Genomic DNA, 25,734 nt, shown 5'->3' with positions numbered 1-25,734 from the left:
GGGGGCGGTGGTGGTCCGGCGAAGGACTCCACCGCCATGGCCATGCTGTCGCCCAGCGCCTTGGCCACCTCGTTGTAGCTGGTCCGCACGGCCGCGTCGGTGGCGAGCGCGCCGGTCTCCACGACCATCCGGCCCACCGCGTCCGGGCCGTGCCCCAGCGCGGCGGGCAGCAGCCGCACCGCCCGCAGCTCACCGGTGGCGGTGGCGGTGACCTCCACCAGGCCGCTGGGGTGCCGGGCGGTGCCGGTGACCCGCGCCAGCACCTCGGTCAGCCGGTCCGCGGCGAACCGCCGCGCCTCCAGCGTCATCGGGAACCCCCGAAGGGGTGACCGCCGAAGTCGTCGTCCTCCGGCGCGCCGGGCGGGAAGCCGATCTCGGCCAGCGCCCGCGCGGTCGCCGGGTCCACCACCCGCGCCAGCGAGGCGTGCAGCCGGGCCGCCGCGTCGCGGGACGCCCGGCCCGCCACGCGCACGATCTCCGCGCCCAGCGCGTCCGGGCCCAGGCGCAGCGCGGCCGGGCTGATCCGGATCTCGTGCGGCGGCGCCGCGGGCGCGGTGACCACGGTGACCGCGCGGTCCGGTGAGCTGGCCCGGCCCAGCACCGGACCGGTGCGCGCCAGGTGGTCGGCCACCCGGTGGCCGGTGTCGGCGACCCGCTGGGCCGCCCGCGTCGTCTCGTCCACGTCCTCAGCCCGTCGGTCGGTAGAAGCCCATGAAGCCCATGCCGCTGTTGGTCGTGCGGATCGGGTTGACCTGCACCGGGTCGCCCGCCTCGACCATCTGCCCGTTGCCGATCACCATGGCCACGTGCCCGTCCCACACCACCAGGTCGCCGGGCAGCAGCTGGTCCGGCGGCACGGAGGCGCCCATCGCCTGGGACGACGCGGGTCGGGGGATGTCGAAGCCCGCGCCCGCGTAGGCCCACTGGGTCAGGCCGCTGCAGTCGGTGCCCTGCGGCGGGTTCGCCCCGCCCCACACGTACGGGGTGCCCAGCGCGGACAGCGCCCTGCGCACCGCCTGCGCGGCGATCTCGTTGGGGGCTTCGGCGGAGCTGCCGTCCGGCAGGTTCACGCCCACGCCGGTGCCCGGCTGCGGCGGGATGGCCACGGGCAGCCGGGGACCGGTCGGGCCGCCACCACCGCCGCCTCCGCCTCCTCCTGAGCCGCCGCCTGTGCCGCCGCCACCGCCTCCGCTTCCGTCACCGCCGCCACCACCGATCGACGGCGGGGCGGACGGCGTGGACGTGGTGCCCGTCGCGCTGGAGGTCGACGTGGTGCCGCCGCCCTCCACGCCCAGCGGGTCGCCGACGCCCGCGAAGTCCGGCTTCTCCAGCGCGCGCAGCCGCGCCGCCACGGCGGTCAGCTCGTCGCGGACCCGCTGCAGCTCCTGGGCGGACCGGCCCTCGTACTCGCGCGCCTTCGCGGTCACGTCCGCGGCGACCGCCAGCACCGCGCCCGGCCCGCCGACCAGCGACGCCGCGACCGCCGCCGCCAGTCGGGGCGTGGCCCAGCCGGTGAACTCGTCGATCAACCCCTGCACGGCGGTCCGGCCCGCGCTCACCGCGGCCACCGCGGTCGTCGCCGCGGACTGCGCGGCGGTGGCGTTGCGGCTCAGCGCGGCCACCCCGCCGGAGAACCGCGCCACCCGGTCCTGGAACGCGCCCGCCTTCTCCCCGTACCAGGTGCCCAGCGCGGCGTTGGCCGCGCCGGTGTGCCTGCCGCCGACCTCGGCCAGCGCCGAGGAGGCCCGCCCGAGGGCGTCGGCCGCGCGGGTCGCGCCGCCGGTGTCGCCCTCCAGCCGGGCCAGGTCCTCCTTCATCGGCCGGACCAGCGCCGCGACGAACCCCGAGACGTCCACGCTCACCCCTGGTAGGCGCGGGTGAAGTCGGCGCTGTGCCGCGCCTCCTGCTCGACGTAGGCCGCGCCGGTGCGGGAGACCTCGCCCGCCAGCGCGGACAGCCCGGCCGCCGCGGCGGCCACACCGTCCACTTGGGCCCGCGCCGCCTCCCGGAAGGCCGCGCCGAGGCCGACCTCCTCGCCGATGCGGCCGAAGCTGTCGGCGGGCAGCGCGTCCACCCCGGAGAGGGTGGCCGTGCCGATCGCCGCGACCTCGTCGGCCAGCCCGGAAGCCGTTGTGCCGTAAGCCGACAGCGCCGCCGGGTCGACGCCGAATCCCCGTTCCACCGCTTCCCCCTCAGTAGGACGAACAGGGGAGATCCTGCCCGAATCCACCCGGCTGCGCGGCGTTTTGACGCGGATCCTGCCCCGATGAGCGGTACCCTGCGCGGCGTTCTGAGGTGATCATGTCGTTGTGGGTGTTCTGCGCCATTGGAGAAGAATCGTGGCGTGGCTCGACGACCACGCCCCCCTGACCGCGGCCGTGTTCGGCCCCGCCGAGGAGCACTCGGCCGTCGCGGAACTGGCGGCGGTGACCGGCCTGGAGCCACCGGCGGACCTGCGCGCGTGGTGGTCGGTCTGCGGCGGGACCGAGGACCTGGCCTTCGCCGAGGTGCTGCCGCCCTTCTACACGCCGCTGGGGCCGACCAACGCGCTGCGCTCGTGGCGGCTCAAGCAGGGGTTCTGGCCCGCCGACCCGGTTTCGGAGGCGGGCTCGCCCACGGCGGGCTTCCACCCGAGCTGGCTGCCCATCGCCTTCGACGGCTGCGGTGACGCGCTGGCCGTGGACCTGCGGCCCGGCGCGCTGACCGGGTGCGTGGTCGAGTGGGACCGGGAGAGCCGCAAGATGCTCAAGCCGGAGTGGGCCAGCCTGGTGGAGATGCTCGACCAGGTCGCCACGGCGCTGGAGCACCGCAGCAGGCTCGGCCACTGCGAGCCGCTGATCACCACCGACGGCCGCCTGGGCTGGCGCACCACCTGAAGCGCTTAGCCGGGACCCGGCGGGGTACTCCAGCGGTCCCGGCAGCCAGGAGGCGGATGTGGCCAGCTACGAGTACCACGCGCCGGTCGACGTGCCCGCGCGGCAGCTGTTCGACCTGCTCGCGCAGCCCGAGGCGCTGCCCCAGCACCTGCCCGGCCTGGTCGCCGACGACGCCAGCCTGCGGGTCGACCACGACCGCCGGGTGCTCACCTGGAGCGAGGGCTCGCTCGCGGTCGTCGACGAGGAGGAGGCGGGGCGCAGCCTGATCACCCTGACGGTGAACTCCGATCGGGGCCCGGACACCCAGCGCGAGCTGGAGGAGGCGGTCGCCGCGCTGTCCCACCGGGCCGCCTCGCAGGCCGACGCGACCGAGACCGAGAGCGGCAACGCCTGGTACTGAGCGTGACCCGGATCACTCCGGGCTGAGAACCGTTCCGCCGACGCGCGCGTCTTGCCGGGTGTGAACGAGGAGCGGTTGGTGCGCGCGGTGGCCAAGGGCGACCGCGCCGCCTTCGAGGAGCTCTACCGGCGCACGTCGCCGTGGCTGGCGGTGCGCCTGCGCCGCCGCTGCGCCGACGAGCAGGTCGTCGCCGAGGTCATGCAGGAGACCTACCTGGCCGTCTGGCGCGCGGCGGGCACCTTCGCCGGCGTGGCCGCGAACGGCACCGCCGTCGGCTGGCTGTGGACGATCGCCGCCCGGCGGCTGGTCGACGCCTTCCGCAGACGCGCCCACCACGCCCAGCCGCTGCCGGTGGCCGAAGCCGTCGCGCCCGCCGCCGAGGACGAGGCCCTGGCCCGCTCGCTGGGCGACGACGTGGGCGACGCGCTGCGCGCCCTCGCGCCCGAACTGCGGCAGGTCCTGCAGGCCATGGTGCTGGACGGGCTGACCGTCCGGGAGACCGCGGTGCTGCTCGGCGTGCCCGAGGGAACGGTGAAGACCCGCGCCCGGCGGGCCCGGATCGCGCTGAGGGAGGCACTGACGTGAACCGCGACGAGCACGCGTCCGCCGAGCTGGTCGCCCGCTACGCGGCGGGCGACCCGGACATCCCGCCGGACCGGCTGTGGGCGGTCGAGTCGCACCTGGAGGGCTGCGAGGTGTGCCGGGTGCGGCTGGCCGACGTGGCCCCGCCGCCGGTCGCGGCGCTGAGCGCGGCGGTCTGGGCCGCCCTGGAGCCCGAGCTGACCGCCCCGCCCGCGCGGGTGCGGCACTGGACCCGGCTGGCCACCTGGGCCACGCCGTCGCTGGTGCCGTGGCTGATCATGACGCTGCTGGTGCTGTTCGCGGTGGTGGTGCTGGAACTGGTGCTGCCCAGCGACGCGATGCCGTCGGCGGTCCTGCTGCTCGCGCCGATCGGGCCGGTGCTGGGCGTGGCCGTGGCCTGGTCGCGCGGCCTGGACCCGGCCCACGAGCTGATCGCCTGCACGCCCAGGGCCGGGCTGGAGCTGGTGCTGCGCCGCACCACCGCGGTGCTCGTGGTGGTGCTGCCGGTGCTGCTGCTCACCGGCTGGCTCACCGGTGACTCCGCCGCGTGGTGGCTGCTGCCGTGCCTGGGGCTCACCTCGGCGGCGCTGGCACTGGGCGGCCTGGTCGGCGTGCGCCGCGCGGCGGTGGCCACCTCGGTGCTGTGGGCGCTGCTGGTGGTCGGCCCGGCCGTGGTGCGCAACGCGGTCCCGGTGGTGCTGGTGCCCGCCGCCGGTCCGTGGTGGGCGGCGGTGCTGGTGGCGGGCGCGGTGGTGGTGCTCATGAGGTCGCGGGCGTACGTGCGCGTGGACAACTGGTGATGGAGGGAAGGACTGTGATGGCGCGTGCGACGAGCGCGGCAGAGGTCGCGCCGACGGGGTACGCCTGGCACGTCCGCGCGGAGGGGCTGCGGGTCAAGGCGGGCCGCCGGATGGCGGTCGACGGCCTGGACCTGGGGCTGGGCGTGGGGGTGCACGGCCTGCTCGGGCCCAACGGCGCGGGCAAGACCACGCTGATCAGGTCGCTGGCGACGGTGCTGCGGCCCGCCGGGGGCGTGCTGGAGCTGTTCGGCGAGCGGGTGGCCGGGCGGGCCGACCTGCGCGCGCTGCGCCGCAGGCTGGGCTACCTGCCGCAGGAGTTCGGCTACTACAAGCGGTTCACCGTGCGCGAGTTCGTCGAGTACATGGCCTGGCTCAAGGAGGTGCCCAAGGCCGAGGTGCCCGGCGCGGTGCAGCGCGCGGTCGAGCGGGTCGGGCTGGCCGACCGCGCCGACGACAAGCTCAGGACCCTCTCCGGCGGCATGGTGCGCCGGGCGGGCATCGCCCAGGCCATCGTCAACGACCCCGACCTGCTGCTGCTGGACGAGCCGACCGCCGGGCTGGACCCCGGCCAGCGCGTCCGGTTCCGCGAGCTGCTGCACGAGCTGGGCGCGGACACCTGCGTGCTGGTGTCCACCCACCTGGTCGAGGACGTGGCCGCGGCGTGCGCCGACGTGGTGCTGTTCGAGTCGGGGAAGCTGCTCTTCCAGGGCACCCCCGCCGAGCTGGCCGCCGAGGGCGGCCCCGACGACGTGGGCGACAGCCCCATCGAGCGCGGCTACTCGGCGCTGCTGGCCAGTCGCGGGAAGACCGACGGCGGGAAGGCCGGTGCGTGGTGAGGGCGCTGGGGGTGGAGCTGCGCCGGTCGGCGGCGCCGCTGCTGGGCGTGGTGGTGCTGGTGATCGCCCTGGTGGTGCTGCGCATGGGGCCGCCGAACAGCGGCAGCGTCACCTGGACGCGGCAGTGGGGGATGCTGGCCGAGTGGGTCCGGTTCCCGCTGATGTTCAGCTGGCCGGTGGTGGTGGGGCTGGGCGCGCTGCAGGGCCTGCGGGACCGGCGCTCCGGCGTGGAGGAGCTGTTCGCCTCCACCCCGCGCCCCCGCGCGCACCGGGCGCTGGCGCTGCTGGGCGCGCTCGGCATCGGGGTGGTGACCGCTCAGCTGGTGGTGACCGCGATCGGCGCGGTGCGGGTGGACGGCTACTGGCAGTGGTCGTGGCTGCTGGTGCTGCTGGTCGGGCTGGTGGCGCTGGTGGCCGCCGCGTGGCTGGGCGCCGGGCTGGCCCGGCTGGTGCCGTCCCCGCTGACCCCGCCGGTGCTGGCGGTGGGCGCGCTGGTGCTCGTGGCGACCGCGTTGCGGGTCGGCGATCTCGACGACGACGCGCCCAGCGGGCTGGTGCTGCGGCTGACGCTGCTGCGGCCCAGCACGCCGTCGCCCCGCGACGTCTTCCACGAGCCGGCGGGCTCGTTCACCCTGGCCCAGGGCCTGTTCTACGCCGGGCTGGCGCTGACCGCGTTCCTGCTGCTGGCGGCCCGCAAGTGGTGGCAGGCACTGCTGCCGGTGGTGCTGGCCGCCGCCGTGGCGGTGCCGCTGATGCCCGGCACCCCGGAGGAGGTCCGGGTGGCGTCGGCGGTCGCGATGAGCGAGGTGTGCACCGACAGCGGGCCGCGGGTGTGCCTGACCAGGGCGCACGGGCACGAGCTGGCCGAAGTGGCCGGACCCGCGCAGGAGGCGCTGCGCCAGTTGGCGAAGCTGCCCGATCCGCCGCGGTCGGTGCGGGAGAAACCCGGACCGGTGTGGTCGGCCTCCCGCGAGGCCGAGCCGACCGACGTGGTGTGGATCAACCTCGACGAGCTGAACTACTTCCTGATCAACGAGCCCGCGCGCGGCGAGGAGCTGACCAAGCGGATGGTCGCGGGGGCGGGCACGCGCCCGTGCCACGGCATGGTCAGCCCGGAGGACCCGACGCGCGAGATCGCCGCGCGGACGGTGGCCGGGTCGTGGGTGGCGGGCAGGCTGGTGCCGCTGCTGTCCCCGCAGAGCTGGTACGCGAAGGACGTGGACGCGCTGGTCGGGCCCGCCTGGGAGGCGCTGCGCGCACTGCCCGAGCAGGAGCAGGTGGCGCGGGTGCAGGCGATGCGGGCCGTGCAGGGGGCGTGCAGCGGCGACCCGCTCACCGCCTTGACGAGCGGTGCCCTGTGAAGCGGGCGATCCTGGGAGCGCCGGGTGGCGGCGTCGCACGTCGGGGGACGCCGCCGCCCGGTCCGGTCGGGGGTGCGCGGTGAGGTGGCTGGTGCTGCACGCGCGTTCCCGCCAGGTCCCGACCAGCGCGGCGGTGGCGGTGGTCGGCGTGGCGCTGCTCGGCTGGCTGGCCCAGCCGGGCGGCAGCCCCCGGCTGGCCGCGTTCGCGGTGGCCGTCGCGGTCGCCGCGGTGTCGGTCGGGTTGGGCGGGCACGACCTCCAGCTCGACCGGACCGCCGCGTTCGGCTGGCCGCCGCGCCGGGCCGGGCACCTGCTGGTGGCCGGGGCGGTGCTGACCGGGCTGCTGCTGGCGGTGGGGCTGGTCGCGGACCCGCTGGCCGACCGCGACCTGGTGCTGCGGGACCTGGCGGGCCTGGGCGGCACCGCCGCGCTGGGCGCCGTGGTGTTCGGCGCGCGGGCGGCGTGGGCGCTGCCGGTGGCGTGGACCGGGGTGACCATGGTCGTGCCCACCGGGCAGCAGTGGTACGAGCAGCTGCTGACCTGGCCCGTGCAGCCGCCGGGCACGACCGTCGCCACGGTCGCCGCCCTCACCGCCGCCGGCCTCGGCCTGCTCGCCTACACCGCCCTCGGCTGCCGCCACTGACCGCACCGGCAAGTACTACCCGACCCCTCCCACAGGGCCGTTAACTACTACCCGCCGTCGCGTGGGGTGCGGCGGGTAGTAGTTAACGGCCCCGAAAGGTGGGCCGGGTAGTACTTGCAGGCGTCAGGTGCCGACGGGGTGCCAGACGGTCTTGGACTCCACGAACGCGCGCAGCCTGCCCAGGTCCGGCTCACGCAGGTAGTCCTCCGACGGCCGGGGCCGCAGCACCCGCTTGACCGTCCCCGCCGCCGAGCGCTCCAGCTCCGCCCGCAGCGCCTCCGGCGCGCCGGTCAGGTCCAGCGCGTTGACGTCGGCGTGCGAGGCCAGCCACGGGGCGATCTCCTCGGTGCGGCCGGTGAGCACGTTGACCACGCCACCGGGCACGTCCGAGGTGGCCAGCACCTCGGACAGGGTCACCGCGGGCAGCGGCCGGTCCGCCGAGGCCACCACGACCGCGGTGTTGCCCGTGGCCACCACCGGGGCGACCGCGCTGACCAGCCCCAGTAGCGACGACTGCTGCGGCGCCAGCACCGCCACCACACCGGTCGGCTCCGGCACCGAGAACGAGAAGTACGGCCCCGCCACCGGGTTCGCCGCGCCCAGCACCGTGGCCACCTTGTCGGTCCACCCCGCGTACCAGACCCACCGGTCCACGGCCGCGTCCACCAGCTGCTGCGCCTTCTTCAGCGCCACGCCCTCGGCGGCGGCCACCTCGGCGGCGAACTGCTCGCGGCGGCCCTCCAGCACCTCGGCCACCCGGTAGAGCACCTGCCCCCGGTTGTACGCGGTCGCCCCCGACCAGCCGGGGAACGCCTTGCGCGCCGCCGCCACCGCGTCGCGGGCGTCCTTGCGGGAGCCCTGCGCCGCGTTGGCCAGGAAAGCGCCCTTGGCGTCGGAGACCGGGTAGCTGCGCCCGGACTCCGAGCGCGGGAACGCGCCGCCGATGTAGAGCTTGTAGGTCTTCGCCACGCCGATCCGGTTCTCAGACATCGAGGTAGGCCTCCAGCCCCGTGCGACCGCCCTCGCGGCCGAAGCCCGACTCCTGGTAGCCGCCGAACGGGGCGGTGGGGTCGAAGCGGTTGAACGTGTTGGCCCACACCACGCCCGCGCGCATCTTCTGCGCGGCCCACAGGATGCGCGAGCCCTTCTCGGTCCACACGCCCGCCGACAACCCGTACGGGGTGTTGTTGGCCTTGGCCACGGCCTCGTCCGGGGTGCGGAAGGTCAGCACCGACAGCACCGGCCCGAAGATCTCCTCGCGGGCGATCCGCATCGCCTGCGACACGTTGGAGAACACCGTGGGCGCGAAGTAGAAACCCTTGTCCGGCAACGGGCACGAGCTGGTCCACCGCTGCGCGCCCTCGGCCTCGCCGGACGCGGTCAGCTCCTGGATCCTCGCCAGCTGCTCGGCGGAGTTGATCGCGCCGACGTCGGTGTTCTTGTCCAGCGGGTCGCCCACGCGCAGCGTCGAGACGCGGGTGCGCAGCTTGTCCAGCAGCTCCTCGGCCACCGACTCCTGCACCAGCAGGCGCGAACCCGCGCAGCAGACGTGGCCCTGGTTGAAGAAGATGCCGTTGACGATGCCCTCGACGGCCTGGTCCAGCGGCGCGTCGTCGAACACGATGTTGGCCGCCTTGCCGCCCAGCTCCAGGGTCAGCTTCTTGCCGGTGCCCGCGAGCTGGCGCTGGATGAGCTTGCCCACCTCGGTGGACCCGGTGAACGCCACCTTGTCCACGTCCGGGTGCGCCACCACGGCCGCGCCCACGTCACCCGCGCCCGGCAGGATGTTGACCACGCCCGGCGGCAGCTCCGCCTGCTGGATGATCTCGGCCAGCACCAGCGCGGTCAGCGGGGTCGTCTCGGCGGGCTTGAGCACCACGGTGTTGCCGCAGGCCAGCGCGGGCGCGATCTTCCACGCGGCCATCAGCAGCGGGAAGTTCCACGGGATCACCTGGCCCGCCACGCCCAGCGGGCGCGGGTCCGGGCCGTAGCCCGCGTAGCCGAGCTTGTCCGCCCAGCCCGCGTGGTAGAAGAAGTGCGCGGCGGCCGTGGGCACGTCCACGTCCCGCGACTCCTTGATCGGCTTGCCGTTGTCCAGCGACTCCAGCACGGCCAGCTCGCGCCCGCGCTCCTGGATCAGCCGCGCGATGCGGAAGATGTACTTGGCGCGCTCCGCGCCGGGCATCCTGCCCCACACCCGGTCGTAGGCGCGGCGGGCGGCCTTGACGGCCCGGTCCACGTCGGCGGGCGCGGCGGTGCTGACCTCGGCGAGCACTTCCCCGGTGCCGGGGTTGACGCTCTTGAGCGGCTCACCGCCGCCCTCGACGAACTCGCCGTCGACGAACATCCGGTAGTTCGGCTTGAGGTTCGCGATGTCCCGCGACTCGGGCGCGGGCGCGTATTCCCACATGTGTCAGTCCACCGTCACGTAATCGGGGCCGCTGTAGTGGCCCGCCAACTGGGTGCGCCGCTGCATCAGCAGGTCGTTGAGCAGCGTGGAGGCGCCGAACCGGAACAGGTGGGGGTTGAGCCACTCCGGGCCCGCCACCTCGTGCACCGCCACCAGGTGCTTGATCGCGTCCTTGGTGCTGCGGATGCCGCCCGCGGGCTTGACGCCCCGGCGCTCGCCGGTCGCGGTGTGCCAGTCGCGCACCGCCTGCAGCATCACCTGCGTGACCGGCAGCGTCGCGGCGGGCGAGACCTTGCCCGTGGAGGTCTTGATGAAGTCGCCACCCGCCAGCAGCGCCAGCCACGAGGCGCGCCGCACGTTGTCGTAGGTGGCCAGCTCGCCGGTCTCCAGGATCACCTTCAGGTGCGCGTCCCCGCAGGCGTGCTTGATCTGCACGATCTCGTCGAACACCTGCCCGTAGCGGCCGGACAGGAACGCGCCCCGGTCGATCACCATGTCGATCTCGGTCGCGCCGGACTCGACGGCGAACGCGGTGTCCTCCAGCTTGACCTTCAACGTCGAGCGGCCGGACGGGAAAGCGGTGGCGACGCTGGCGATCTGGATGCCGGTGCCGTCCAGCTCCTGCTTCGCGGTGGCGACCATGTCCGGGTAGACGCACACGGCGGCCACGCGCGGCACGTCCGGGTTGTCCGGGTCGGGCCTGCGCGCCTTCGCGCACAGCGAGCGCACCTTGCCCGCCGTGTCCGCGCCTTCCAGCGTGGTGAGGTCGACCATGCCGATGGCGGCGTCGATGGCCCACAGCTTGCTGGCCTTCTTGATGCTGCGCGTCCCCAACCCGGCGGCGCGCTGCTCCACGCCCACCTGGTCCACGCCGGGCAGTCCGTGCAGGAACCGCCGCAGCGACGCGTCGTCGCGGACGGCGTCCGCGAGCGACGGCGGCAGCGACGGCGATGTCGAGGGTGCAGCCATGCCGCCGAGTCTAAGCGGAGTGGGACGCCCGTCCTAAGTCAGCGGGTTCGCGCAGGTCAGGCGTAGATCGAGAGGTGTTCGACGAGCTTGCGTCCACCCGATCGCGGCCATCGGATCAGGGAGCGACGCTCCGCATGAACCGAAGATGTCTCCTGTTTAACCGAAGCATCAACGGCCTCGTGCCAGCGAACGTGAACGGCGTCTGCTGGACTCCCCGGGTCGAGCCGACAGGGGGAAGAATGTTGTTGATCAAAAGAGCGCTCCGCGCGCTGGCCGTGGCCGCCCTCGCGGCCCTCGCGCTGACCGCTCCGGCGGCGGCCGAACCGGACGAGGTCACCGCGCTGAGCGGGTTCGAAGTCATCAACTTCGCACCGGGGGCCAACGGCAAGTGCCTGGACGTGTGGGACGCCGGACGCGGCCCGCAGATCCAGATGTGGGGGTGCAACGGCTGGAGCAACCAGGACTGGACCATCGACACCGGCCCGAACGGCGGCGCGCGGCTGCGACCGCTCTCGGACCTGTCGAAGTGCCTGGACAGCTACCGGGGCCGGGGCAACCAGGTGGTCCAGCACCCCTGCGACAACACCCGCACGCAGGAGTTCACCAGGGTCGCGGTGGGCAGCACCGGCGGTATCGCGCTGCGGTCGTTCAGCAACGGCCTGTGCCTGGACATCTACGACCACGGCCGCGGCGACGTGGTCATGATGTGGGACTGCCACTACGGCGACAACCAGCGCTGGTACTGGCGCGGCGACCTGTAGCCGTCAGTCCTCCAGCTCCGGGCGCTGCTCGCCCTTGAGCTTCTTCCGCTTGGGGCGGCGCACCTCGACCCCGGCCATCATCGCCACCCCGGTGATCCGCACCACCGGGCCACCGGGGATGGTCGGGGTCTTGTGCGTCCGGTCCTCGAAGGCGCCCATGATCCCCACGCCGTCGACGCGCACGGTGACGTCCTCGGGGACGAAGATCTCCACGCCGCCCCAGAAGGCGAACACCGTGATCGTGGTCTCGGCCTGGGCGAACCGGGCGTTGGACAGGTCGAGCTGGACCCCGCCCATGATCGCGACGGCGGTGTGCGTGGCCGGGACGACCCACTCGCCGCGCCGGTCCACCCCCGACCAGAAGGCGAAGGACACGCTGGAACCGGGAGTGCCGCCGATGCGGTCGGAGGGCAGGTTCTGCGGCATCGCGGCGGGCAGGTTCGCGGGCACCCCGAGGTCGGCGGTCAACGGGGCCAGCTCGCCGTAGGTCTTGGCCGCGTACACCGCCGCCAGGCGCTCGTCCAGCTCGTGCAGGTCGAGCCTGCCCTCCCCGTGCGCCTTCTGGAGCACCTGCGCGACCTTCTCGCGGTCGGCGTCCGAGGCGCGCATCTGACGGGGGTCCGGGACCAGCTCATCGCTCACCCGAGTGAGTCTAGGAGCAAACGGGTGGTTGAACAGCGACTTCGCGCGACTCGCTCAGCGGACGAGCGCCGCCCAGGTGATCTTGGGGAAGTGGAGGACGGGGCCGTCGGGGTTCTTGGAGTCGCGGACGGCGATGCCGGTGGGGGTGTGGGCGATCTCGACGCAGTTCGCCTGGCTGCTGCTGTAGCTGCTCTTGCGCCAGGAGAGGGGGGTGACGTCCATGGGGCGCGCTCCTCGCATCACGTCAACTCGCCGGCGAGCTTGGCGATCAGCCCCACTGACTCCTCAGCTGACAGCGCCAAGTCGCGCAGCCTCTGCCATGCGAGCTTAGCGTTTTGCAGGTGCGTTTCCTCCTCCAGGAATGTGCTCGTGCTGCGGCTCTCCACGTAGACGAGACCGGGCTGGTCGTTGAACTCCAGCCGGAGGAACGGCCCCTCCAGGCCGGGGTGGGCGGTGCTGTCGAAGGGCACCACTTGGATCAGGACGTTCGGACGGGCCGCGAGCGACACCAGGTGTTGGAGCTGGGCGCGCATCATGGCGGGGTTACCCAGCGGACGGCGTAGCACGGTCTCATCGATCAGCAGGTTGACCCAGATGCGGCCGAGGATGGCTTGTCTGCCCATGCGAATGGCGACCAGGGATTCCAGTTCGCCTTCCGACAACTGCTCGTTGCCGCCTCGGATGATCGTTCGGGCGTAGTCGGAAGTTTGTGCGAGCCCAGGTATCAGCAGCGGCTCGTAGTTGTAGAGCGCGGACGCCTGGGCCTCCAGCTCGATCAGGTCGCGCCAGTGGCCGGGCAGCTTGCCGTGGATGGTGTGCCAGTTCCGGTTCTCCCCGGCCCGGACCAGCGCCACCAGCTCCCGACGCAATTCCGGCGGAGTCTGGAGGTAGCCGAGGATGGCGGCGACCTCGTCGGCGTACAGGCCGCGCCGCCCGGTCTCCATCCGGCTGATCTTGCTCTCCGACACACCGATGGCCCTGGCCACGTCGGCGCAGCTCAGCTTGCGCGCCGTGCGCAGCGTCCGCAGTTCCGCCGACACCCGGCGCTGCCGGAACGACGCCCCCTTGTTGGTCATGAAACCGACTGTCCCGCCTTGCCGGGCGGGCAAGAAAGCATCATCACCCGATGGAGCGCGTTGCGTGCCGCGAAGGCAAGACACGACCGTGTGCCCATGCGATCTTGGAAGATCAGCGGCGTCTACGCGACGTGGGTGATGACCGTCGAACTGCTTCCGCCCGACCTGGACGAGGACGACCCGCCGCCCGAGCCTTGTCCGGAACCGAACTTCGACGCCCTGGCCGGGCACTTCCGCACCCTGGTCGAGATGGCCGAGGCGTTGAAGCGACTGGAGCTCACCTGACGGCCGCCTTCCGCGCGGCGCCCGCACCCACCGCACATACTCTTCCGCTATGGACGTCCTCGTTGTCGATCACCCACTGGCCAGGGCCCGGCTGACCACCATGCGCGACGCCCGCACGGACAACGCGGCGTTCCGCGCCGCGCTGCACGAGCTGACCGTCATGCTGGTCTACGAAGCCACCCGCGGCGCGGAGGTCGCGGAGGAGCGCGTGCACACGCCGGTGGCGCGCACGACGGGGTACCGGCTGGCCAACCCGCCGCTGCTGGTGCCGGTGCTGCGGGCCGGCCTGGGCATGGCCGACCAGGCGCACAAGCTCATCCCGGACGCGCAGATGGGGTTCGTGGGGCTGGCGCGCGACGAGGAGACGCTCAAACCCACCCCTTACATGGAGTCGCTGCCGGAGAGCCTGTCGGGCAGGCCGGTGTTCGTGCTGGACCCGATGCTGGCCACGGGCGGCTCCATGGCCTACACGATCCGGTTGCTCACCGACCGGGGCGCGACCGACGTGACGGCGATCTGCGCGCTGGCCGCGCCGGAGGGCATCAAGCACCTGAGCGACTCGGGCCTGCCGGTGCGGCTGGTGACCGCCAGCGTTGACGAGCGGTTGAACGACTCCGGGTTCATCGTCCCCGGCCTCGGCGACGCGGGCGACCGCCAGTACGGGGCAGTCTGAACGGCTCGACCGGGGGAGCCGTTGGACAGCGTCCAACGGCTCCCCGCGCCATTAGAGCGTGTTCAGCCACGCGATCCGGTCGGATTCGAACCGGAAGGTCGGGTCAAGAAGCACTACGTACTGACCGGAAGGGGTTCCTTTCGGGGCGTCGAAGCACACGTCAGCAGTCATAATGCCACCTGGAGCCAACTGGCCTGACTGCAGAATATTCTTACTGCCGGTGAACGTGTTTGAAAAAATGGCCCCGTCGGGTCCCTGCAACTTCCAATCAAGACCTCCGCTGAAATTGCTGGGCTGGCCGGACTGGTTGTTGTACGTGACTGTTGTGCAGAGCGTGTCGACAAGAGTGCTGTCACCGCGAACGAGCTGAGTCGTCGTGATCCTCACCCCATCGGCATCCACCGTCTCGCCCGCCTTCGCTGCCACGTCGTCCTCCGTCGCTCCGGGGAACGCTGGTTGCGCGGTGGGTGCGGGGTCTCCTGGAGACGCCACGGTCGGCTTGTCGTCATCGCCATTAGCTGTGATGGCAAAGATCGCCACTATGGCCAAGAGCGCCAACGGCAGGATGAAGCGCTTCTTCTTGTACCAGGGGCGCTGCGCCTTGCGGTACGCCTTGTCGGCTCGGGCTTGTGCCCTCGCGTCGCGCGGGTTGTCGAATGCGGGTGACGGGCCCTGTGGTTGAGACATGAGGCTCACCCCGAATTGGGCGTGTCGAATGAGTTGGGCTGGTAGCGTACCTCCGGTTCAGGAGCACCGCAGTACATGACTTGCGGTAACGCCGCAGTTCTGCCGGGTGACCGAACAAAAGAGTGCATTCGGTGACAAAGCGCTTACCGTCCGATTCATCCCTGCCGAATTCCGATCACTCATCGGGCATTGGTCAGGACAACTCGGCGGCGTGGTCGGCCGCCCACTGGGCCAGCGTGCGCCCCTGGTGGCCGGTCACCCGCTCGAACACCGGCGACACCGAGGGCGGCTCCTGCGCGTGCTCGGACTGGTAGCCCATCAGGTACTCGGCGATGTCCCACGGCAGGCCCGCGTCGCGGATCAGCGCCGCCCTGGCCTGGCCGTAGGTCAGGGTTTCGAAGCCGATCTCCCGCCCCAGGCCGCGTCCGATGGCGGCGGCCTGCTCGCGGTGGGTCAGCGCCTCCGGGCCGGTCAGGAAGTACGCCTGTCCGGCGTGGTCGGGGGAGCGCAGCGCCAGCACGGCCACCTCGGCGATGTCCGCTTCGTGGATGGGCACGCCGATCGCGTCGGGGTAGGCGGCGCGGACCACGTTCGCGGACTTGATCGACGACGCCCACACGAGCTTGTTGGCCATGAACTCCCCTGGGCGCAGGTGGGTCCACTCCGCGCCGGACTGCTCGATCGCCTTCTCCACGGCTTCGTGCGTCTCGTAGCTGCCCGGCCGCCGCACGGCGACCGCGCTGGAGGACAGGAACACGACGCGCGGAACCCGTTCGGCGAGCGCCGCGGCGTGCTCGGCGACGGCCTCGGAGTCCAGGGCCGCCAGCAGGAACACGGCCGTGACGTCGTCCAGGGGCAGTTCGGCGGGCTTGGTCAGGTCGCCGCCGACCACCTCCACGCCGGTGGGGAAAGTGGCACGCGACGGGTTGCGGGTCAGCGCCCGCACCGGTTCCCCCAGCGCGGCCAACTGCTCGACCACGCACCGCCCGACGGTTCCGGTCGCACCGGTCACCAGGATCATGAGCCCTCCCTCGCTCGGATCGAGCCGCCGAAGCTAGCCATCACCGCCGCCGCGCGCACATGGAAACGTTTGCAGCGCCACGGCGGCGGTCGGGCGGTATGCCCGGATTCGCTCGTTCGGCTGTAGCTGTGGTCTAGACCTCTGTTCTACCTTCTGGTCTGGACCAAATTCGCACCACGTGGAGGAGCATTGGCCATCAAGAAGTGGGTGATCCCAGCGCTCCTCGCCACCGCGCTGGCAGCGTCCCTCGCGCCGCAGGCCCAGGCGCACGCGACGCCGAAGCGCGTGGTCGGCTACTACACCCAGTGGAGCGGCTACGACCGGAACTTCCTGGTCAGCGACCTGGTCAAGAACGGAACCGCCGCCAAGCTGACACACCTCAACTACGCTTTCAGCTTCCTGGACGAACAGGGCAAGTGCGTCAGCAGCGACCCGTGGGCCGACTACCAGCGGCCGTTCACCGCCGAGCAGAGCGTCAGTGGCAAGGCGGACGAGCCCGGCCAACCCCTGGCGGGCAACCTCAACCAGCTCAAGCAGCTCAAGGCCAAGTACCCGAAGCTGCGGGTCAACATCTCCCTCGGCGGCTGGACCGGGTCGAAGTACTTCTCCAACGCCGCGCTGACCCCCGCCTCGCGCGCCGCGCACGTGAAGTCCTGCCTGGACATGTGGATCAGGGGCGATCTGCCCGGTCTGCCGCCCGGCGCGGCCAAGGGCGTCTTCGACGGCATCGACCTCGACTGGGAGTGGCCCGCCAGCGAGGGCAACGCGGGCAACGTGGTGCGCCCCGAGGACAAGCGGAACTTCACCCAACTCCTGACCGAGTACCGCAAGCAGTTGCTGGGGTTGACCTTGCGCACCGGCCGGTCCTACGACCTGACAGCCTTCCTGCCCGCCGCGCCCGCGCAGGTCGACCGCGGCTTCGAGGTGCCGAAGGTGTTCGCGCTGCTGACCTTCGCCACCATCCAGGGCTACGACTACCACGGCTCGTGGGACGCGCTGACCAACCAGCAGTCGAGCATCCGCACCCCGGCCGGCGACCCGACCAGCCCCGCCTACAGCTCGCAGGTGGCCATCGACCACTACCTGTCCAAGGGTGCGCCGCGCGCCAAGGTCGTGATGGGCGTCCCGTTCTACAGCCGGGGCTGGACCGGCGTGCGCAACGAGAACAACGGCTTGTTCCAGCCCAACGCCGGGCCCGCCCCCGCCACCTACGAAGCGGGGTACGAGGACTACCGCGTTCTCAAGGGCCAACTCGACAAGTTCACCGTGCACCGCGATCCCAAGGCCGGGCACGCGTGGTTGTTCGACGGCACCACCTTCTGGACGTGGGACGACCCGGTGGAGATGAAGCGCAAGGGGCGCTACGCGGCCGAACGCGGTCTCGGCGGCGCCATGATCTGGTCGCTGGACGGCGACACCGCCGACGGCGAGCTGATCACCGCGCTGCGCAGCGGACTGTCCTGACAGGACAGTTCACGGAGTCCGGGGAGGGTCCTACGCGGCGGCCGACCTCCCCGGACTCTGTTGAATCACCCCGGCTGCGCCGGGGGCTCGGCAGCGCCGAGTCATGCTCGCCAACCGTCGGCCTGGGCTCGCAGGGCGCGTTCGAACACGGGGGCGATTTCCAAGCCGGCGGGGAGGTTTCCGTTGAGCTCCAAGCTGACCAGGCCGTGCACCAGGCCCCACATGGCCAGCGCGATCTGCTCCGGTGCCACGTCCTCGGCGTACGCGCCGCTCTCCACCGCCCGTCGCGCGGCGGCCACGGCGGGTCGGAACGCGCAGGCGGCCAGCGCGTCGGTCTGCTCGGACGGCTTGAAGTCCGGCACCACCTTGCTGAACATCACCAGGTAGAACTGCGGGTCGGCGAGCGCGCCGCAGCGGTAGGCCAGGCCGATCCGGACCAGGTCCTCCACCGGGTCGTCGGTGTGCGCAACGGCCTCCAGCCGTTCGGCGAAACGGCGGAAAGCCTCTTGGTACAACGCGTCCAGCAGCGCGGGCTTGCCGCCGAACAGCGAGTAGACGGCGGTGGTCGAGGTGTTGACATCGGCTGCCAGCCTGCGCAAGCTCAGTGCGCTGGGGCCCTCGGTGGACAGCAGTTCGCCCGCGCGGTCCAGCAGTCGAACCCGGAGGGCGTCGTCGTGGGTTTTCGGTCGCGGCACCGGAACATCGTATCGGGACACCGTTATAAAACTCGTCCTGGCGAGCGTGGTACCAAATTGGTACCTTCGAGGTCATGGCGATGACCCTGCGTCTGAGCGACGAGGAGAACCGGCGGCTGGACGAGCTCGCCGCCGCCGAGGGCCGGTCGAAGCAGGAAGTCGTGCGGCTGGCGCTGGCCGACCGGTGGGCCAGGCTCCAGAAGGAGGAGCAGCTCTCCGAGGTGCTCGGACGGGTGCTGCCCAAGTACCGGGGCCTGCTCGACCGCATGGGGTCGGCGTGAGCACGGGCTGACTGTCGGCCCGGTGTGATCAACTGGTGTCGTGGTCAACTACCTCGACGCAGGCGACCTGCTCGTGCTGGCGACCGCTGTCACGGGCGGCGATCTCGTCGTGCGCGACTTAGGTCTCCTCGACTCCGCCGCGCACCGCCCCAGGGCGACGGTGCTCGGGGTCGAGGCGTACGACACGCTGTGGCTCAAGGCTTCCGCCCTGCTCGACTCCATCGTGCGCACCCGTCCCCTGGCCGAGGGAAACTGGCGGCTGGGCTGGGTGGCCGCCGTGACCCTGTGCGACATCAACGGCTGGTGGGTCGACGCCGAGGACGACCAGGCGCTGGAGCTGGTCCGCGCCCTGGGCCGCGAGCAGGTCGACGTGGCGGGCACGGCCGCGCAGTTGGAGGCGTGGGCCGTGCCGAAGGAAGAGCATCCGGACGCCTGAACCGGGTTGACCTGGAGTGCACTCCAGCTCCTACCGTCGAGGGGTGACATTCTCGATCGCCCAAGCGGCCGAGCACAGCGGGTTGTCCATCGACACGCTGCGCTACTACGAACGGATCGGGCTGGTCGACCCTCCCGCTCGGGACGCGGGGGGACGGCGCAGCTACACCGAGGAGGACCTGAGCTGGCTGGTCTTCCTGACCCGGCTGCGCACCACCGGGATGCCCATCCGGATGATGCGCGAGTTCGCCCAGCTGAGGCGCCTGGGCTCGCCGACGGCGGGCAGGCGCAAGCAGATCCTGCTGGAGCACCGCGCGTCCGTGCGGGAGCGCATCGCCGAGCTGCAGTCCTGCCTGGACGTGCTGGAGTACAAGATCTCGCACTACAGCCAGCTGGAACACACCTTCGTGGAGGGGATCACCGCGTGACGAACCTGGGGGAGCTTTCGGTCGGGCCGCAGGGCCTGGGGTGCATGGGCATGAGCCAGTCCTACGGCGTCGGCGACGAGCGCGAGTCGATCGCGACCATCCACCGCGCCCTGGAACTGGGTGTGACGCTGCTGGACACCGCCGACGTCTACGGCGCGGGCGCGAACGAGGAGCTGGTCGGCCGGGCCATCGCCGACCGGCGGGACTCGGTGGTGCTGGCCACGAAGTTCGGCCTCGGCAGCGGCACGCGGGTGGTGCGCGGGGACGCGGAGTACGTGCGGTCGGCGTGCGAGGCGTCGTTGCGCAGGCTCGGCGTCGACCACATCGACCTGTACTACCAGCACCGGGTCGACCCGGAGGTGCCCGTCGAGGAGACCGTCGGCGCGATGGCGTCGCTGGTCGAGCAGGGCAAGGTCCGCTACCTGGGGCTGTCCGAGGCGGGCGCGGACACAATCCGGCGGGCGCACGCGGTGCACCCGATCACGGCGGTGCAGAGCGAGTGGTCGCTGTGGACGCGCGACATCGAGGAGTCGGTCGCGCCGACGTGCGCCGAGCTGGGCATCGGCGTGGTGCCGTTCTCGCCGCTGGGACGGGGCTTCCTCACCGGCCGGGTCACCTCGGTGGACGAGCTGGCCGAGGACGACATGCGGCGCAACCTGCCCCGGTTCGCCGAGGGCAACTTCGACCGCAACCTGGCGATCGTGGCGGCGCTGCGGGAGCTGGCCGAGCGGCGAGGCGTGACCGCCGGGCAGCTGGCGCTGGCCTGGGTGCACCACCGAGGCCCGAACGTGGTGCCGATCCCCGGCACCAAGCGGGTGAAGTACCTGGAGGAGAACGTCGCCGCCGCGTCGCTGTCGCTGACCCCCGAGGAGCTGCGGGCGATCGAGGCCGCGGCCCCCACCGCCGCAGGCGACCGCTACCCCGCCGAGCACATGCGCCTCCTCGACCGCTGACCCCACCCCCGCGAGTCGAACGCTCAGCACCCCTGAGTTCAACGCTCAGAACGGCCACGCCCGCCCCCGGTGTCACCCACCTACGGGCGTGTCGGCCGTGTCGCCCCCGCGAGTCGAACGCCCAGACACCCCGAATTCAACATTCACGCACCCCGACTCGCGCTTTCGCGGCCTCGACCCGCGCTTTTCGCGCCCCAGCCCGCGCCCGCGCGCCCGCTTCCGTGCCTCGGGTAGTAGTTACCGGCCTCCCCAACTCCGCCGGGTAGTACTTGCCGACGCACCAGGGGGGGCGCGCGCGGAGCGCGCGCAGCGGGGTGCCCGCGAGCGCCATCCTTGGCGACCTGCCGCGCGGCGAGCGCCGCTTTGCTGGATAACCCAACCCGAACGACGAACTCAGGGGTCCTGAGCGTTCGACTCGCGGTACCTGAGCGTTCGACTCGCGGGGGAGGGGTCAGGGGGAGAGGGTGGCGGCGAGGTCGTGGCACGCCTGGTGGTCCACCCGGCCGACCAGTTCCAGCACCGGGGCCACGGGGCGCCACCCCAGGCCGCCGGTGATGTCCCGGATGGCCTTCACCGCGCCTTCCACCCCTTGGTTCCCGTGCACGTACGCCGCGAACGGCCTGCCACGGGTAGCGTCGAGGCACGGGTAGTACACGGTGTCGAAGAAGTGCTTCAACGCCCCGCTGATGTACCCGATGTTGGCGGGAGTTCCCAGCAGGTAGCCGTCCGCCTCCAGCACGTCGGCCGCCCCGGCCGACAAGGCTGGCCGCCGCACCACCTCCACGCCGCCGATCTCGGGGTCGGTGGCGCCGGACAGCGCCGCTTCGAGGGCCTCCTGGAGCGCCGGTGACGGGGTGTGGTGGACGATGAGCAGCCGGGGCATGGAACCAGTGTGGCCCCCGCGCGTCTTCAGGAGTGACCAGGAGGGAGTCATGGACACTCGCAGCATTGCCACCGTCCAGCGCAACCGGCGGATGATCTGGGGAGGTGGCGTCGGCATCAGCCTCGGTCTCATCGGCCTGCCGCTGGTGCTCATCGGCGTGTGGCCGGGCGTGGACCACAGCCCGTGGGACGCCAACACGATGATCCTGGCCACCGGCGTGGCCCTGTGCGCGGCGAGCTACATCTCCGGCCGCATCGCGGTGGTCGCCGCGACCAACGGCCGGGTGAGCCCGCCGACCAGGCGGCCGTACCTGGTGGCGGGCATCTCGCTGGCGATCGCCGTGCTCAGCCTGCTGCTCGTGCTCAGCTGAGCAGCTCGACCACCCGCGCGCGCAGCGCGGCCAGCCGCTCGACGCCGCGGGCGCGGGCCGGGGCGAGGTCGTCGGCGGAGGCCACGGGTTCCACGACCTCCAGGTACGCCTTCAACTTCGGCTCGGTCCCGGACGGGCGCACCACCACGCGCACGCCTTCGGCGGTCAGCCGCACCACGTCGGCCTCGGGGAGCAGGTCTTCGAACGCGAAGCCCTCCGGCGGCGACTGGCGCAGCCGCGCCATCAGCGCGCCGATCCGGCTCAGGTCGGTGAACCGCAGCGAGACCTGGTCGGTCAGGTGCAGGCCGTGCTCGACGGCGAGCTGGTCCAGCGCGTCGAGCAGGTTTCGCCCGGACGCTTTGAGCGTGGCGGCCAGGTCGCACGCGGCGACGGCGGCGGAGATGCCGTCCTTGTCGTTGACGTGCTCGGGGTCGACGCAGTGCCCGAGCGCCTCCTCGTAGGCGTAGACCAGGCCCTCGCCCGCGCGGACCAGCCACTTGAAGCCGGTCAGCGTCTCGGCGTACCGCGCGCCGCGCGCCCGCGCGATCGACCGCAGCAGCGACGACGACACGATCGTGGTGGCCACCAGCGGGTCGGGTGACTCCGTGGTGGACAGCACGAGCGATCCGAGCAGCACGCCGGTCTCGTCGCCGCGCAGCATCCGCCACGACCCGTCGCGCTCCTTGACGCCCAGGGCGCACCGGTCGGCGTCCGGGTCCAGTGCGATGGCCAGGTCGGCGTCGACCTCGGCGGCCAGCGCCAGCAGCCGGTCGGCGGCGCCGGGTTCCTCGGGGTTGGGGAACGCCACGGTCGGGAAGTCCGGGTCCGGCGCGGCCTGCTCGCGCACCACCCGCACGTCGGTGAAGCCCGCGCGGCGCAGCGCCTCCACGGCCGTCTGCCCGCCGACGCCGTGCATCGGGGTCAGCGCCACGCGCAGGTCGCGGGCGGTGCCGCGGGGCAGCGACGCGACCCGCCGCAGGTACTCGTCGACGTCCTCCTCGCTGACCTGCCGGTAGTCCTCGGAGGTCGGCACGGACACGGCCGGGGGCACGCGCGTGATCGCGGCTTCGATCTGGCGGTCCTCCGGCGGCACGATCTGCGCGCCGCCGCGCAGGTAGAGCTTGTAGCCGTTGTCGGCGGGCGGGTTGTGCGAGGCGGTGATCTGCACACCCGCCACCGCGTCGTGCGCGCGCACCAGGGACGCCAGGATCGGCGTCGGCAGGGGTCGGGGCAGCAGCTTCACGGTGAACCCGGCCGCCGCGAGCACCCCGGCGGCGGCGCGGGCGAAGTCCTCCGACCCGTGCCGCGCGTCCCGGCCGACGAAGACCAGGCCGCCCGCGTCGCCCCGGTCGGCCAGCCACGAGGCGAGGCCGGCGGTGGTGCGCACGACCACCGCGCGGTTCATCCCGTTGGGCCCGGCGCGCACCGGCCCGCGCAGCCCGGCCGTGCCGAAGGTCAGCGGCCCGGCCATCCGGTCGGCCAGCTCGGCCAGCGCCTCCGGGGCGCCGCCCATCGCCGAGGCCAGCACCCGCTGCAGCTCGTCGCGGGTGGTGGTGTCCGGGTCGTCGGCGATCCAGCGGAACGCGGCGTCGCGCAGGGCGGGGGCCAGGCTCATGCGCGGGTCACCAGCTCCCGCAGCAGCGCGCCCATGCGGCTGGCCGCGGCCTGGCCCGCCTCCAGCACCTCCTGGTGGTTGAGCGGTTCGCCGGTGATGCCCGCCGCCAGGTTGGTGACCAGGGACAGGCCGAAGACCTCGACGCCCTCGGCGCGGGCGGCGATGGCCTCGTGCACGGTGGACATGCCGACCAGGTCCGCGCCCAGGGTGCGCAGCATCCGGATCTCGGCGGGCGTCTCGAAGTGCGGGCCGGGCAGGCCCGCGTAGACGCCTTCCTCCAGGCTCGGGTCGATCTGCTGGGCGAGCTGCCGCAGGCGCGGTGAGTACAGGTCGGTCAGGTCCACGAACCGCGCGCCGACCAGCGGCGAGGCGGCGGTGAGGTTGAGGTGGTCGCTGATCAGCACCGGCTGGCCCACCGCCATGCCCTGGCGCAGCCCGCCCGCGGCGTTGGTGAGCACCACGGTCCGCGCGCCCGCCGCGGCGGCGGTGCGCACGCCGTGCACCACCTTGGCCACGCCCTTGCCCTCGTAGCCGTGGGTGCGGCCGAGCATGACCAGCACGTGCTTGTCGCCGACGGGCACGGAGCGGATGGTGCCGCCGTGGCCGACCGCGGTGGGCGGCTCGAAGCCGGGCAGGTCGCCCATGGCCACCTCGGCGCTGGGCTCGCCGATCAGGTCGGCGGCGGGCCGCCACCCGGACCCCAGGACCACGGCGATGTCGTGCCGGTCGACGCCGGTGCGCTCGGCGAGGGCCTTGGCGGCTTCGGTGGCGAGGGCTTCGGGGGTGCTGTTCTCACTGATGGCGGTCACGGCGGGGAGCCTAACCCGCAGCTCGGGGAGGGGCCGCCCGCAGCTCGGGAAGGCGGCCGCCCGCAGCGAGGTCAGCCCGCGACCGAGAAGGTCCGGGCGATGGCGTTGAACAGCTTGTTCCGCCCCGTCTCCTCCTGCTCGGTGGGGAAGACCACCTCCACCACCCACAGGTCGTCGCCGCGCGGCAGCACCCGCGAGTACCGGGAGCGCCGCAGGTCGGTGTCGCCGTCCTCGGGGGAGCTGGCCCGCTCGGCGGTCCGGTAGCTGAACTGCACGGCGGGTTCCGGCCCGCCGGGGATCAGCGGGTCGGTGGGTTCCAGCGCTTCGGCGAAGTACTGCCCGCGCGCCCACCGCGAGCGCACCACCTCGACGTAGTCCTCGATGGTGAACCGGGGGTAGAAGGCGGGGAACCGCTGCACCGCCACCTCGTACCCGCCGGTGGGGTCGACCAGGTGCACCACGGTGCTCGGGGGCAGCCCCTGGTTGGCGCGCTGCTCCAGGAAGTTCGTCCAGTCGGCGCCGACCTCGATGGTGAACTCCGCGCCCTGCTCGCCGTTCTTGGTGGTCGCGGACAGGGTGGTGGGGCGCAGCGAGGACTCGGTGATGGCGGGCCGGGGCACCGTGCCCTCGGCGGGCGGCGGCGGCAGCAGCGGCGCTCCGGCGGCGGTCCTGGTCAGCGCGAAGCCCGCGCCGCCACCGGCGGTGAACAGCAGCAGCGCCAGCGCGGTCAGCAGCGCGGTCGCCAGCGGCCCCCGGCGGCGCGGGGGCGTCGACCGGGTGGGGGTGGGGGACAGCGCGAACGGCAGCGGGCCGGGGTCGTCGGCCAGCGGGGTGTCGCCGGGGATCACCGGCTTGGGCGTGACCAGCGGCGGCCGGACGACCTCGACCACCGGGCGGGTCTCGTCCTCCCGGTCGACGGGGAACGCGCCCAGCTCCGGCAGCAGCGGGCGGACCAGCCTGCGCACCTCGGCCAGCGGCATCCGCTCGGCGGGGTCCTTGGTCATCAGCCCGGCCACCACGGGGGCCAGCTCGCCGGCGGCCTCGGCGGGCGGCACGTCGCCGTGCACGACCTGGTTGATCGTCTGGAGCAGGTTGGCGCCCTCGTAGGGGTCCTGGCCGGTCATCGCGGCGAACAGGGTCGCGCCCAGGCTCCACAGGTCGGCGGCGGGGGAGACGTCGTCGCCGGCGGCCACCTCGGGGGCGATGAACGCGGGCGTGCCCAGCGCGATGCCGCGGCTGGTCAGCGTCGCCTCGGCGCCGTTGCGGGCGATGCCGAAATCGGTCAGCTTCACCCGTCCGTCGTCAGCGATCAGCACGTTGCCGGGCTTGACATCACGGTGCGTGATGCCTGCCCGGTGGGCCGCCTCCAGCCCGGCGGCCACCGCGTCGGCCACCGCGGCGCCCTGCTGGGTGGTCAGCGGGCCGTGGCGGCGGATCACCTCGGCGAGGCTGGCCGAGGGCACCAGCTCCATCACCACGTACGGCTCGCCGTCCAGCTGCACCACGTCGTAGAGGGTGACCAGGTTGGGGTGGGCGAGCTGGGCGGCCGAGCGCGCCTCGCGCAGCGTCCGCTCCCGCAGCAGGTCCGCCTCGTGGTCGGGCATCCCAGGGGGGCGCAGCACCTCCTTGACCGCGATGTCGCGGCGCAGCACTTCGTCGTGCGCCGCCCAAACGGTCCCCATGGAACCGCGACCCAACACGTGCCGTAGCCGGTAGCGGCCCGCGATCAGGCGCTCTGTCTCCACGGCGGCATTCTTCCCGAAGGCCACCCGTCGGTGA

General features: G+C 72.7%; 33 protein-coding genes. 16 read left to right on the top strand and 17 right to left on the bottom strand.

Annotation, left to right across the window (positions count from 1 at the left end; genetic code table 11):
• From IEZ00_RS24770 to IEZ00_RS24755, 4 genes are all read right to left on the bottom strand, one after another.
• Positions 1-308 (bottom strand): YbaB/EbfC family nucleoid-associated protein (locus IEZ00_RS24770; RefSeq protein WP_189225717.1); only part of this gene is annotated, 308 nt, incomplete at its 3' end.
• A complete protein-coding gene (locus IEZ00_RS24765; RefSeq protein ID WP_189225716.1) occupies positions 305-682 on the bottom strand; it encodes a hypothetical protein in 378 nt (125 codons plus the stop codon). The genes IEZ00_RS24770 and IEZ00_RS24765, both read right to left, overlap by 4 nt.
• A gap of 4 nt (positions 683-686) precedes the next feature.
• Positions 687-1,862, bottom strand: coding sequence for a C40 family peptidase (locus tag IEZ00_RS24760; protein ID WP_373293192.1), 1,176 nt, complete (start codon positions 1,860-1,862; stop codon positions 687-689).
• On the bottom strand, positions 1,859-2,182 hold the full coding sequence (locus IEZ00_RS24755; RefSeq protein WP_189225715.1) for a hypothetical protein: 324 nt from the start codon (positions 2,180-2,182) through the stop codon (positions 1,859-1,861). The genes IEZ00_RS24760 and IEZ00_RS24755 overlap by 4 nt, the downstream gene beginning before the upstream one ends.
• A gap of 157 nt (positions 2,183-2,339) precedes the next feature.
• Between IEZ00_RS24755 and IEZ00_RS24750 the strand changes: the two genes are divergently transcribed.
• From IEZ00_RS24750 to IEZ00_RS24720, 7 genes are all read left to right on the top strand, one after another.
• Positions 2,340-2,876, top strand: a complete 537-nt coding sequence (locus IEZ00_RS24750) for an SMI1/KNR4 family protein (protein WP_189225714.1) — start codon at positions 2,340-2,342, stop codon at positions 2,874-2,876.
• A 58-nt stretch (positions 2,877-2,934) separates the two neighbouring features.
• Positions 2,935-3,276 carry an SRPBCC family protein gene (locus IEZ00_RS24745; RefSeq protein ID WP_189225713.1) on the top strand — a complete coding sequence of 114 codons (342 nt, stop codon included), beginning with the start codon at positions 2,935-2,937 and terminating at the stop codon, positions 3,274-3,276.
• A 78-nt stretch (positions 3,277-3,354) separates the two neighbouring features.
• Positions 3,355-3,861, top strand: coding sequence for an RNA polymerase sigma factor (locus tag IEZ00_RS24740; protein ID WP_229796047.1), 507 nt, complete (start codon positions 3,355-3,357; stop codon positions 3,859-3,861).
• Entirely contained in the window at positions 3,858-4,658 is an 801-nt protein-coding gene (locus IEZ00_RS24735) for a cupin domain-containing protein (protein ID WP_189225711.1), read from the top strand. Before IEZ00_RS24740 ends, IEZ00_RS24735 begins: the two co-directional genes overlap by 4 nt.
• Before the next feature lie 17 nt (positions 4,659-4,675).
• A complete protein-coding gene (locus tag IEZ00_RS24730) occupies positions 4,676-5,494 on the top strand; it encodes an ATP-binding cassette domain-containing protein (RefSeq protein ID WP_189225710.1) in 819 nt (272 codons plus the stop codon).
• Positions 5,488-6,855 carry a hypothetical protein gene (locus IEZ00_RS24725; protein WP_189225709.1) on the top strand — a complete coding sequence of 456 codons (1,368 nt, stop codon included), beginning with the start codon at positions 5,488-5,490 and terminating at the stop codon, positions 6,853-6,855. Before IEZ00_RS24730 ends, IEZ00_RS24725 begins: the two co-directional genes overlap by 7 nt.
• 91 nt (positions 6,856-6,946) lie before the next feature.
• Entirely contained in the window at positions 6,947-7,498 is a 552-nt protein-coding gene (locus tag IEZ00_RS24720; RefSeq protein ID WP_189225708.1) for a hypothetical protein, read from the top strand.
• Between the two features lie 123 nt (positions 7,499-7,621).
• Here IEZ00_RS24720 and IEZ00_RS24715 read toward each other — a convergent pair whose 3' ends face one another.
• The 3 genes from IEZ00_RS24715 to deoC are packed head-to-tail and all read right to left on the bottom strand — an operon-like array spanning position 7,622 to position 10,877.
• Positions 7,622-8,488: an aldehyde dehydrogenase family protein gene (locus tag IEZ00_RS24715; protein WP_189225707.1), complete on the bottom strand. Its 867-nt coding sequence runs from the start codon at positions 8,486-8,488 to the stop codon at positions 7,622-7,624.
• Entirely contained in the window at positions 8,481-9,908 is a 1,428-nt protein-coding gene (locus IEZ00_RS24710) for an aldehyde dehydrogenase family protein (protein WP_189225706.1), read from the bottom strand. The genes IEZ00_RS24715 and IEZ00_RS24710 overlap by 8 nt, the downstream gene beginning before the upstream one ends.
• Positions 9,909-9,911: 3 nt before the next feature.
• Positions 9,912-10,877 (bottom strand): deoxyribose-phosphate aldolase, encoded by a 966-nt coding sequence (gene deoC, locus IEZ00_RS24705; RefSeq protein WP_189225705.1) that lies wholly within the window; start codon positions 10,875-10,877, stop codon positions 9,912-9,914.
• A gap of 239 nt (positions 10,878-11,116) precedes the next feature.
• On the opposite strand from deoC, the gene IEZ00_RS24700 reads away from it, so the two are divergent.
• On the top strand, positions 11,117-11,638 hold the full coding sequence (locus tag IEZ00_RS24700; protein WP_189225704.1) for an RICIN domain-containing protein: 522 nt from the start codon (positions 11,117-11,119) through the stop codon (positions 11,636-11,638).
• Between the two features lie 3 nt (positions 11,639-11,641).
• On the opposite strand, the gene IEZ00_RS24695 is transcribed toward IEZ00_RS24700, so the two are convergent.
• The 3 genes from IEZ00_RS24695 to IEZ00_RS24685 are packed head-to-tail and all read right to left on the bottom strand — an operon-like array spanning position 11,642 to position 13,356.
• Positions 11,642-12,280 (bottom strand): DUF1707 SHOCT-like domain-containing protein, encoded by a 639-nt coding sequence (locus IEZ00_RS24695; RefSeq protein WP_229796046.1) that lies wholly within the window; start codon positions 12,278-12,280, stop codon positions 11,642-11,644.
• A gap of 54 nt (positions 12,281-12,334) precedes the next feature.
• The gene (locus IEZ00_RS24690) at positions 12,335-12,502 is read right to left on the bottom strand and encodes a DUF397 domain-containing protein (RefSeq protein WP_189225703.1); all 168 of its coding nucleotides are present in this window, start codon (positions 12,500-12,502) and stop codon (positions 12,335-12,337) included.
• 17 nt (positions 12,503-12,519) lie between these two features.
• Complete coding sequence (locus IEZ00_RS24685) at positions 12,520-13,356, bottom strand: helix-turn-helix domain-containing protein (protein ID WP_189225702.1); 837 nt, start codon at positions 13,354-13,356, stop codon at positions 12,520-12,522.
• A 96-nt stretch (positions 13,357-13,452) separates the two neighbouring features.
• Here IEZ00_RS24685 and IEZ00_RS24680 point away from each other — a divergent pair, with 96 nt between their 5' ends.
• Together IEZ00_RS24680 and upp are read left to right on the top strand one after the other, a co-directional pair.
• A complete protein-coding gene (locus IEZ00_RS24680) occupies positions 13,453-13,641 on the top strand; it encodes a hypothetical protein (RefSeq protein WP_189225701.1) in 189 nt (62 codons plus the stop codon).
• A 49-nt stretch (positions 13,642-13,690) separates the two neighbouring features.
• On the top strand, positions 13,691-14,314 hold the full coding sequence (gene upp / locus IEZ00_RS24675; protein ID WP_189225700.1) for a uracil phosphoribosyltransferase: 624 nt from the start codon (positions 13,691-13,693) through the stop codon (positions 14,312-14,314).
• A gap of 51 nt (positions 14,315-14,365) precedes the next feature.
• On the opposite strand, the gene IEZ00_RS24670 is transcribed toward upp, so the two are convergent.
• Positions 14,366-15,001, bottom strand: coding sequence for a DUF4352 domain-containing protein (locus IEZ00_RS24670; protein ID WP_189225699.1), 636 nt, complete (start codon positions 14,999-15,001; stop codon positions 14,366-14,368).
• A 193-nt stretch (positions 15,002-15,194) separates the two neighbouring features.
• Positions 15,195-16,022: an SDR family oxidoreductase gene (locus IEZ00_RS24665; protein ID WP_189225698.1), complete on the bottom strand. Its 828-nt coding sequence runs from the start codon at positions 16,020-16,022 to the stop codon at positions 15,195-15,197.
• 189 nt (positions 16,023-16,211) lie between these two features.
• Between IEZ00_RS24665 and IEZ00_RS24660 the strand changes: the two genes are divergently transcribed.
• Entirely contained in the window at positions 16,212-17,486 is a 1,275-nt protein-coding gene (locus IEZ00_RS24660) for a glycoside hydrolase family 18 protein (RefSeq protein WP_189225697.1), read from the top strand.
• A gap of 101 nt (positions 17,487-17,587) precedes the next feature.
• On the opposite strand, the gene IEZ00_RS24655 is transcribed toward IEZ00_RS24660, so the two are convergent.
• Positions 17,588-18,181, bottom strand: coding sequence for a TetR/AcrR family transcriptional regulator (locus IEZ00_RS24655; RefSeq protein WP_189225696.1), 594 nt, complete (start codon positions 18,179-18,181; stop codon positions 17,588-17,590).
• An 80-nt stretch (positions 18,182-18,261) separates the two neighbouring features.
• On the opposite strand from IEZ00_RS24655, the gene IEZ00_RS24650 reads away from it, so the two are divergent.
• The 4 genes from IEZ00_RS24650 to IEZ00_RS24635 are packed head-to-tail and all read left to right on the top strand — an operon-like array spanning position 18,262 to position 20,278.
• Positions 18,262-18,462 carry a type II toxin-antitoxin system VapB family antitoxin gene (locus IEZ00_RS24650; RefSeq protein ID WP_229796045.1) on the top strand — a complete coding sequence of 67 codons (201 nt, stop codon included), beginning with the start codon at positions 18,262-18,264 and terminating at the stop codon, positions 18,460-18,462.
• Positions 18,463-18,502: 40 nt separating this feature from the next.
• Entirely contained in the window at positions 18,503-18,898 is a 396-nt protein-coding gene (locus tag IEZ00_RS24645) for a type II toxin-antitoxin system death-on-curing family toxin (RefSeq protein ID WP_189225694.1), read from the top strand.
• Positions 18,899-18,941: 43 nt separating this feature from the next.
• On the top strand, positions 18,942-19,325 hold the full coding sequence (locus IEZ00_RS24640; RefSeq protein WP_189225693.1) for a MerR family transcriptional regulator: 384 nt from the start codon (positions 18,942-18,944) through the stop codon (positions 19,323-19,325).
• Positions 19,326-19,369: 44 nt separating this feature from the next.
• On the top strand, positions 19,370-20,278 hold the full coding sequence (locus IEZ00_RS24635) for an aldo/keto reductase (RefSeq protein WP_189225746.1): 909 nt from the start codon (positions 19,370-19,372) through the stop codon (positions 20,276-20,278).
• A gap of 451 nt (positions 20,279-20,729) precedes the next feature.
• Here the strand turns inward: IEZ00_RS24635 and IEZ00_RS24630 are convergent, their stop codons facing one another.
• Positions 20,730-21,161, bottom strand: a complete 432-nt coding sequence (locus IEZ00_RS24630; protein ID WP_189225692.1) for a flavodoxin family protein — start codon at positions 21,159-21,161, stop codon at positions 20,730-20,732.
• Positions 21,162-21,210: 49 nt separating this feature from the next.
• Here IEZ00_RS24630 and IEZ00_RS24625 point away from each other — a divergent pair, with 49 nt between their 5' ends.
• Positions 21,211-21,531, top strand: a complete 321-nt coding sequence (locus IEZ00_RS24625; RefSeq protein WP_189225691.1) for a hypothetical protein — start codon at positions 21,211-21,213, stop codon at positions 21,529-21,531.
• Here IEZ00_RS24625 and IEZ00_RS24620 read toward each other — a convergent pair.
• The 3 genes from IEZ00_RS24620 to IEZ00_RS24610 form a co-directional block, all read right to left on the bottom strand.
• Positions 21,524-23,146: a phospho-sugar mutase gene (locus IEZ00_RS24620; RefSeq protein WP_189225690.1), complete on the bottom strand. Its 1,623-nt coding sequence runs from the start codon at positions 23,144-23,146 to the stop codon at positions 21,524-21,526. The two genes, IEZ00_RS24625 and IEZ00_RS24620, sit on opposite strands and share 8 nt — an antisense overlap.
• The gene (locus IEZ00_RS24615) at positions 23,143-23,955 is read right to left on the bottom strand and encodes a purine-nucleoside phosphorylase (RefSeq protein WP_189225689.1); all 813 of its coding nucleotides are present in this window, start codon (positions 23,953-23,955) and stop codon (positions 23,143-23,145) included. The genes IEZ00_RS24620 and IEZ00_RS24615 overlap by 4 nt, the downstream gene beginning before the upstream one ends.
• Before the next feature lie 71 nt (positions 23,956-24,026).
• Complete coding sequence (locus IEZ00_RS24610) at positions 24,027-25,700, bottom strand: serine/threonine-protein kinase (RefSeq protein ID WP_189225688.1); 1,674 nt, start codon at positions 25,698-25,700, stop codon at positions 24,027-24,029.
• Positions 25,701-25,734: the final 34 nt, after the last annotated feature.

The organism is Saccharothrix coeruleofusca (assembly GCF_014648515.1).
Taxonomy (GTDB): domain Bacteria; phylum Actinomycetota; class Actinomycetes; order Mycobacteriales; family Pseudonocardiaceae; genus Actinosynnema; species Actinosynnema coeruleofuscum.
Note: the sequence above shows the minus strand (reverse complement) of the source record. Positions and strands in the feature narration are given on the sequence as shown.

Excerpts from the sequence above, each read along its gene's own strand:
- IEZ00_RS24650 (WP_229796045.1), top strand. The coding sequence starts at position 18,262 with ATGACCCTGCGTCTGAGCGACGAGGAGAACCGGCGGCTGGACGAGCTC.
- IEZ00_RS24670 (WP_189225699.1), bottom strand. The coding sequence starts at position 15,001 with ATGTCTCAACCACAGGGCCCGTCACCCGCATTCGACAACCCGCGCGAC.
- IEZ00_RS24730 (WP_189225710.1), top strand. The coding sequence starts at position 4,676 with ATGGCGCGTGCGACGAGCGCGGCAGAGGTCGCGCCGACGGGGTACGCC.
- IEZ00_RS24665 (WP_189225698.1), bottom strand. The coding sequence starts at position 16,022 with ATGATCCTGGTGACCGGTGCGACCGGAACCGTCGGGCGGTGCGTGGTC.
- IEZ00_RS24635 (WP_189225746.1), top strand. The coding sequence starts at position 19,370 with ATGGGCATGAGCCAGTCCTACGGCGTCGGCGACGAGCGCGAGTCGATC.
- IEZ00_RS24715 (WP_189225707.1), bottom strand. The coding sequence starts at position 8,488 with ATGTCTGAGAACCGGATCGGCGTGGCGAAGACCTACAAGCTCTACATC.
- IEZ00_RS24685 (WP_189225702.1), bottom strand. The coding sequence starts at position 13,356 with ATGACCAACAAGGGGGCGTCGTTCCGGCAGCGCCGGGTGTCGGCGGAA.
- deoC (WP_189225705.1), bottom strand. The coding sequence starts at position 10,877 with ATGGCTGCACCCTCGACATCGCCGTCGCTGCCGCCGTCGCTCGCGGAC.
- IEZ00_RS24690 (WP_189225703.1), bottom strand. The coding sequence starts at position 12,502 with ATGGACGTCACCCCCCTCTCCTGGCGCAAGAGCAGCTACAGCAGCAGC.
- IEZ00_RS24620 (WP_189225690.1), bottom strand. The coding sequence starts at position 23,146 with ATGAGCCTGGCCCCCGCCCTGCGCGACGCCGCGTTCCGCTGGATCGCC.
- IEZ00_RS24625 (WP_189225691.1), top strand. The coding sequence starts at position 21,211 with ATGGACACTCGCAGCATTGCCACCGTCCAGCGCAACCGGCGGATGATC.
- IEZ00_RS24630 (WP_189225692.1), bottom strand. The coding sequence starts at position 21,161 with ATGCCCCGGCTGCTCATCGTCCACCACACCCCGTCACCGGCGCTCCAG.
- upp (WP_189225700.1), top strand. The coding sequence starts at position 13,691 with ATGGACGTCCTCGTTGTCGATCACCCACTGGCCAGGGCCCGGCTGACC.
- IEZ00_RS24700 (WP_189225704.1), top strand. The coding sequence starts at position 11,117 with ATGTTGTTGATCAAAAGAGCGCTCCGCGCGCTGGCCGTGGCCGCCCTC.
- IEZ00_RS24680 (WP_189225701.1), top strand. The coding sequence starts at position 13,453 with ATGCGATCTTGGAAGATCAGCGGCGTCTACGCGACGTGGGTGATGACC.
- IEZ00_RS24710 (WP_189225706.1), bottom strand. The coding sequence starts at position 9,908 with ATGTGGGAATACGCGCCCGCGCCCGAGTCGCGGGACATCGCGAACCTC.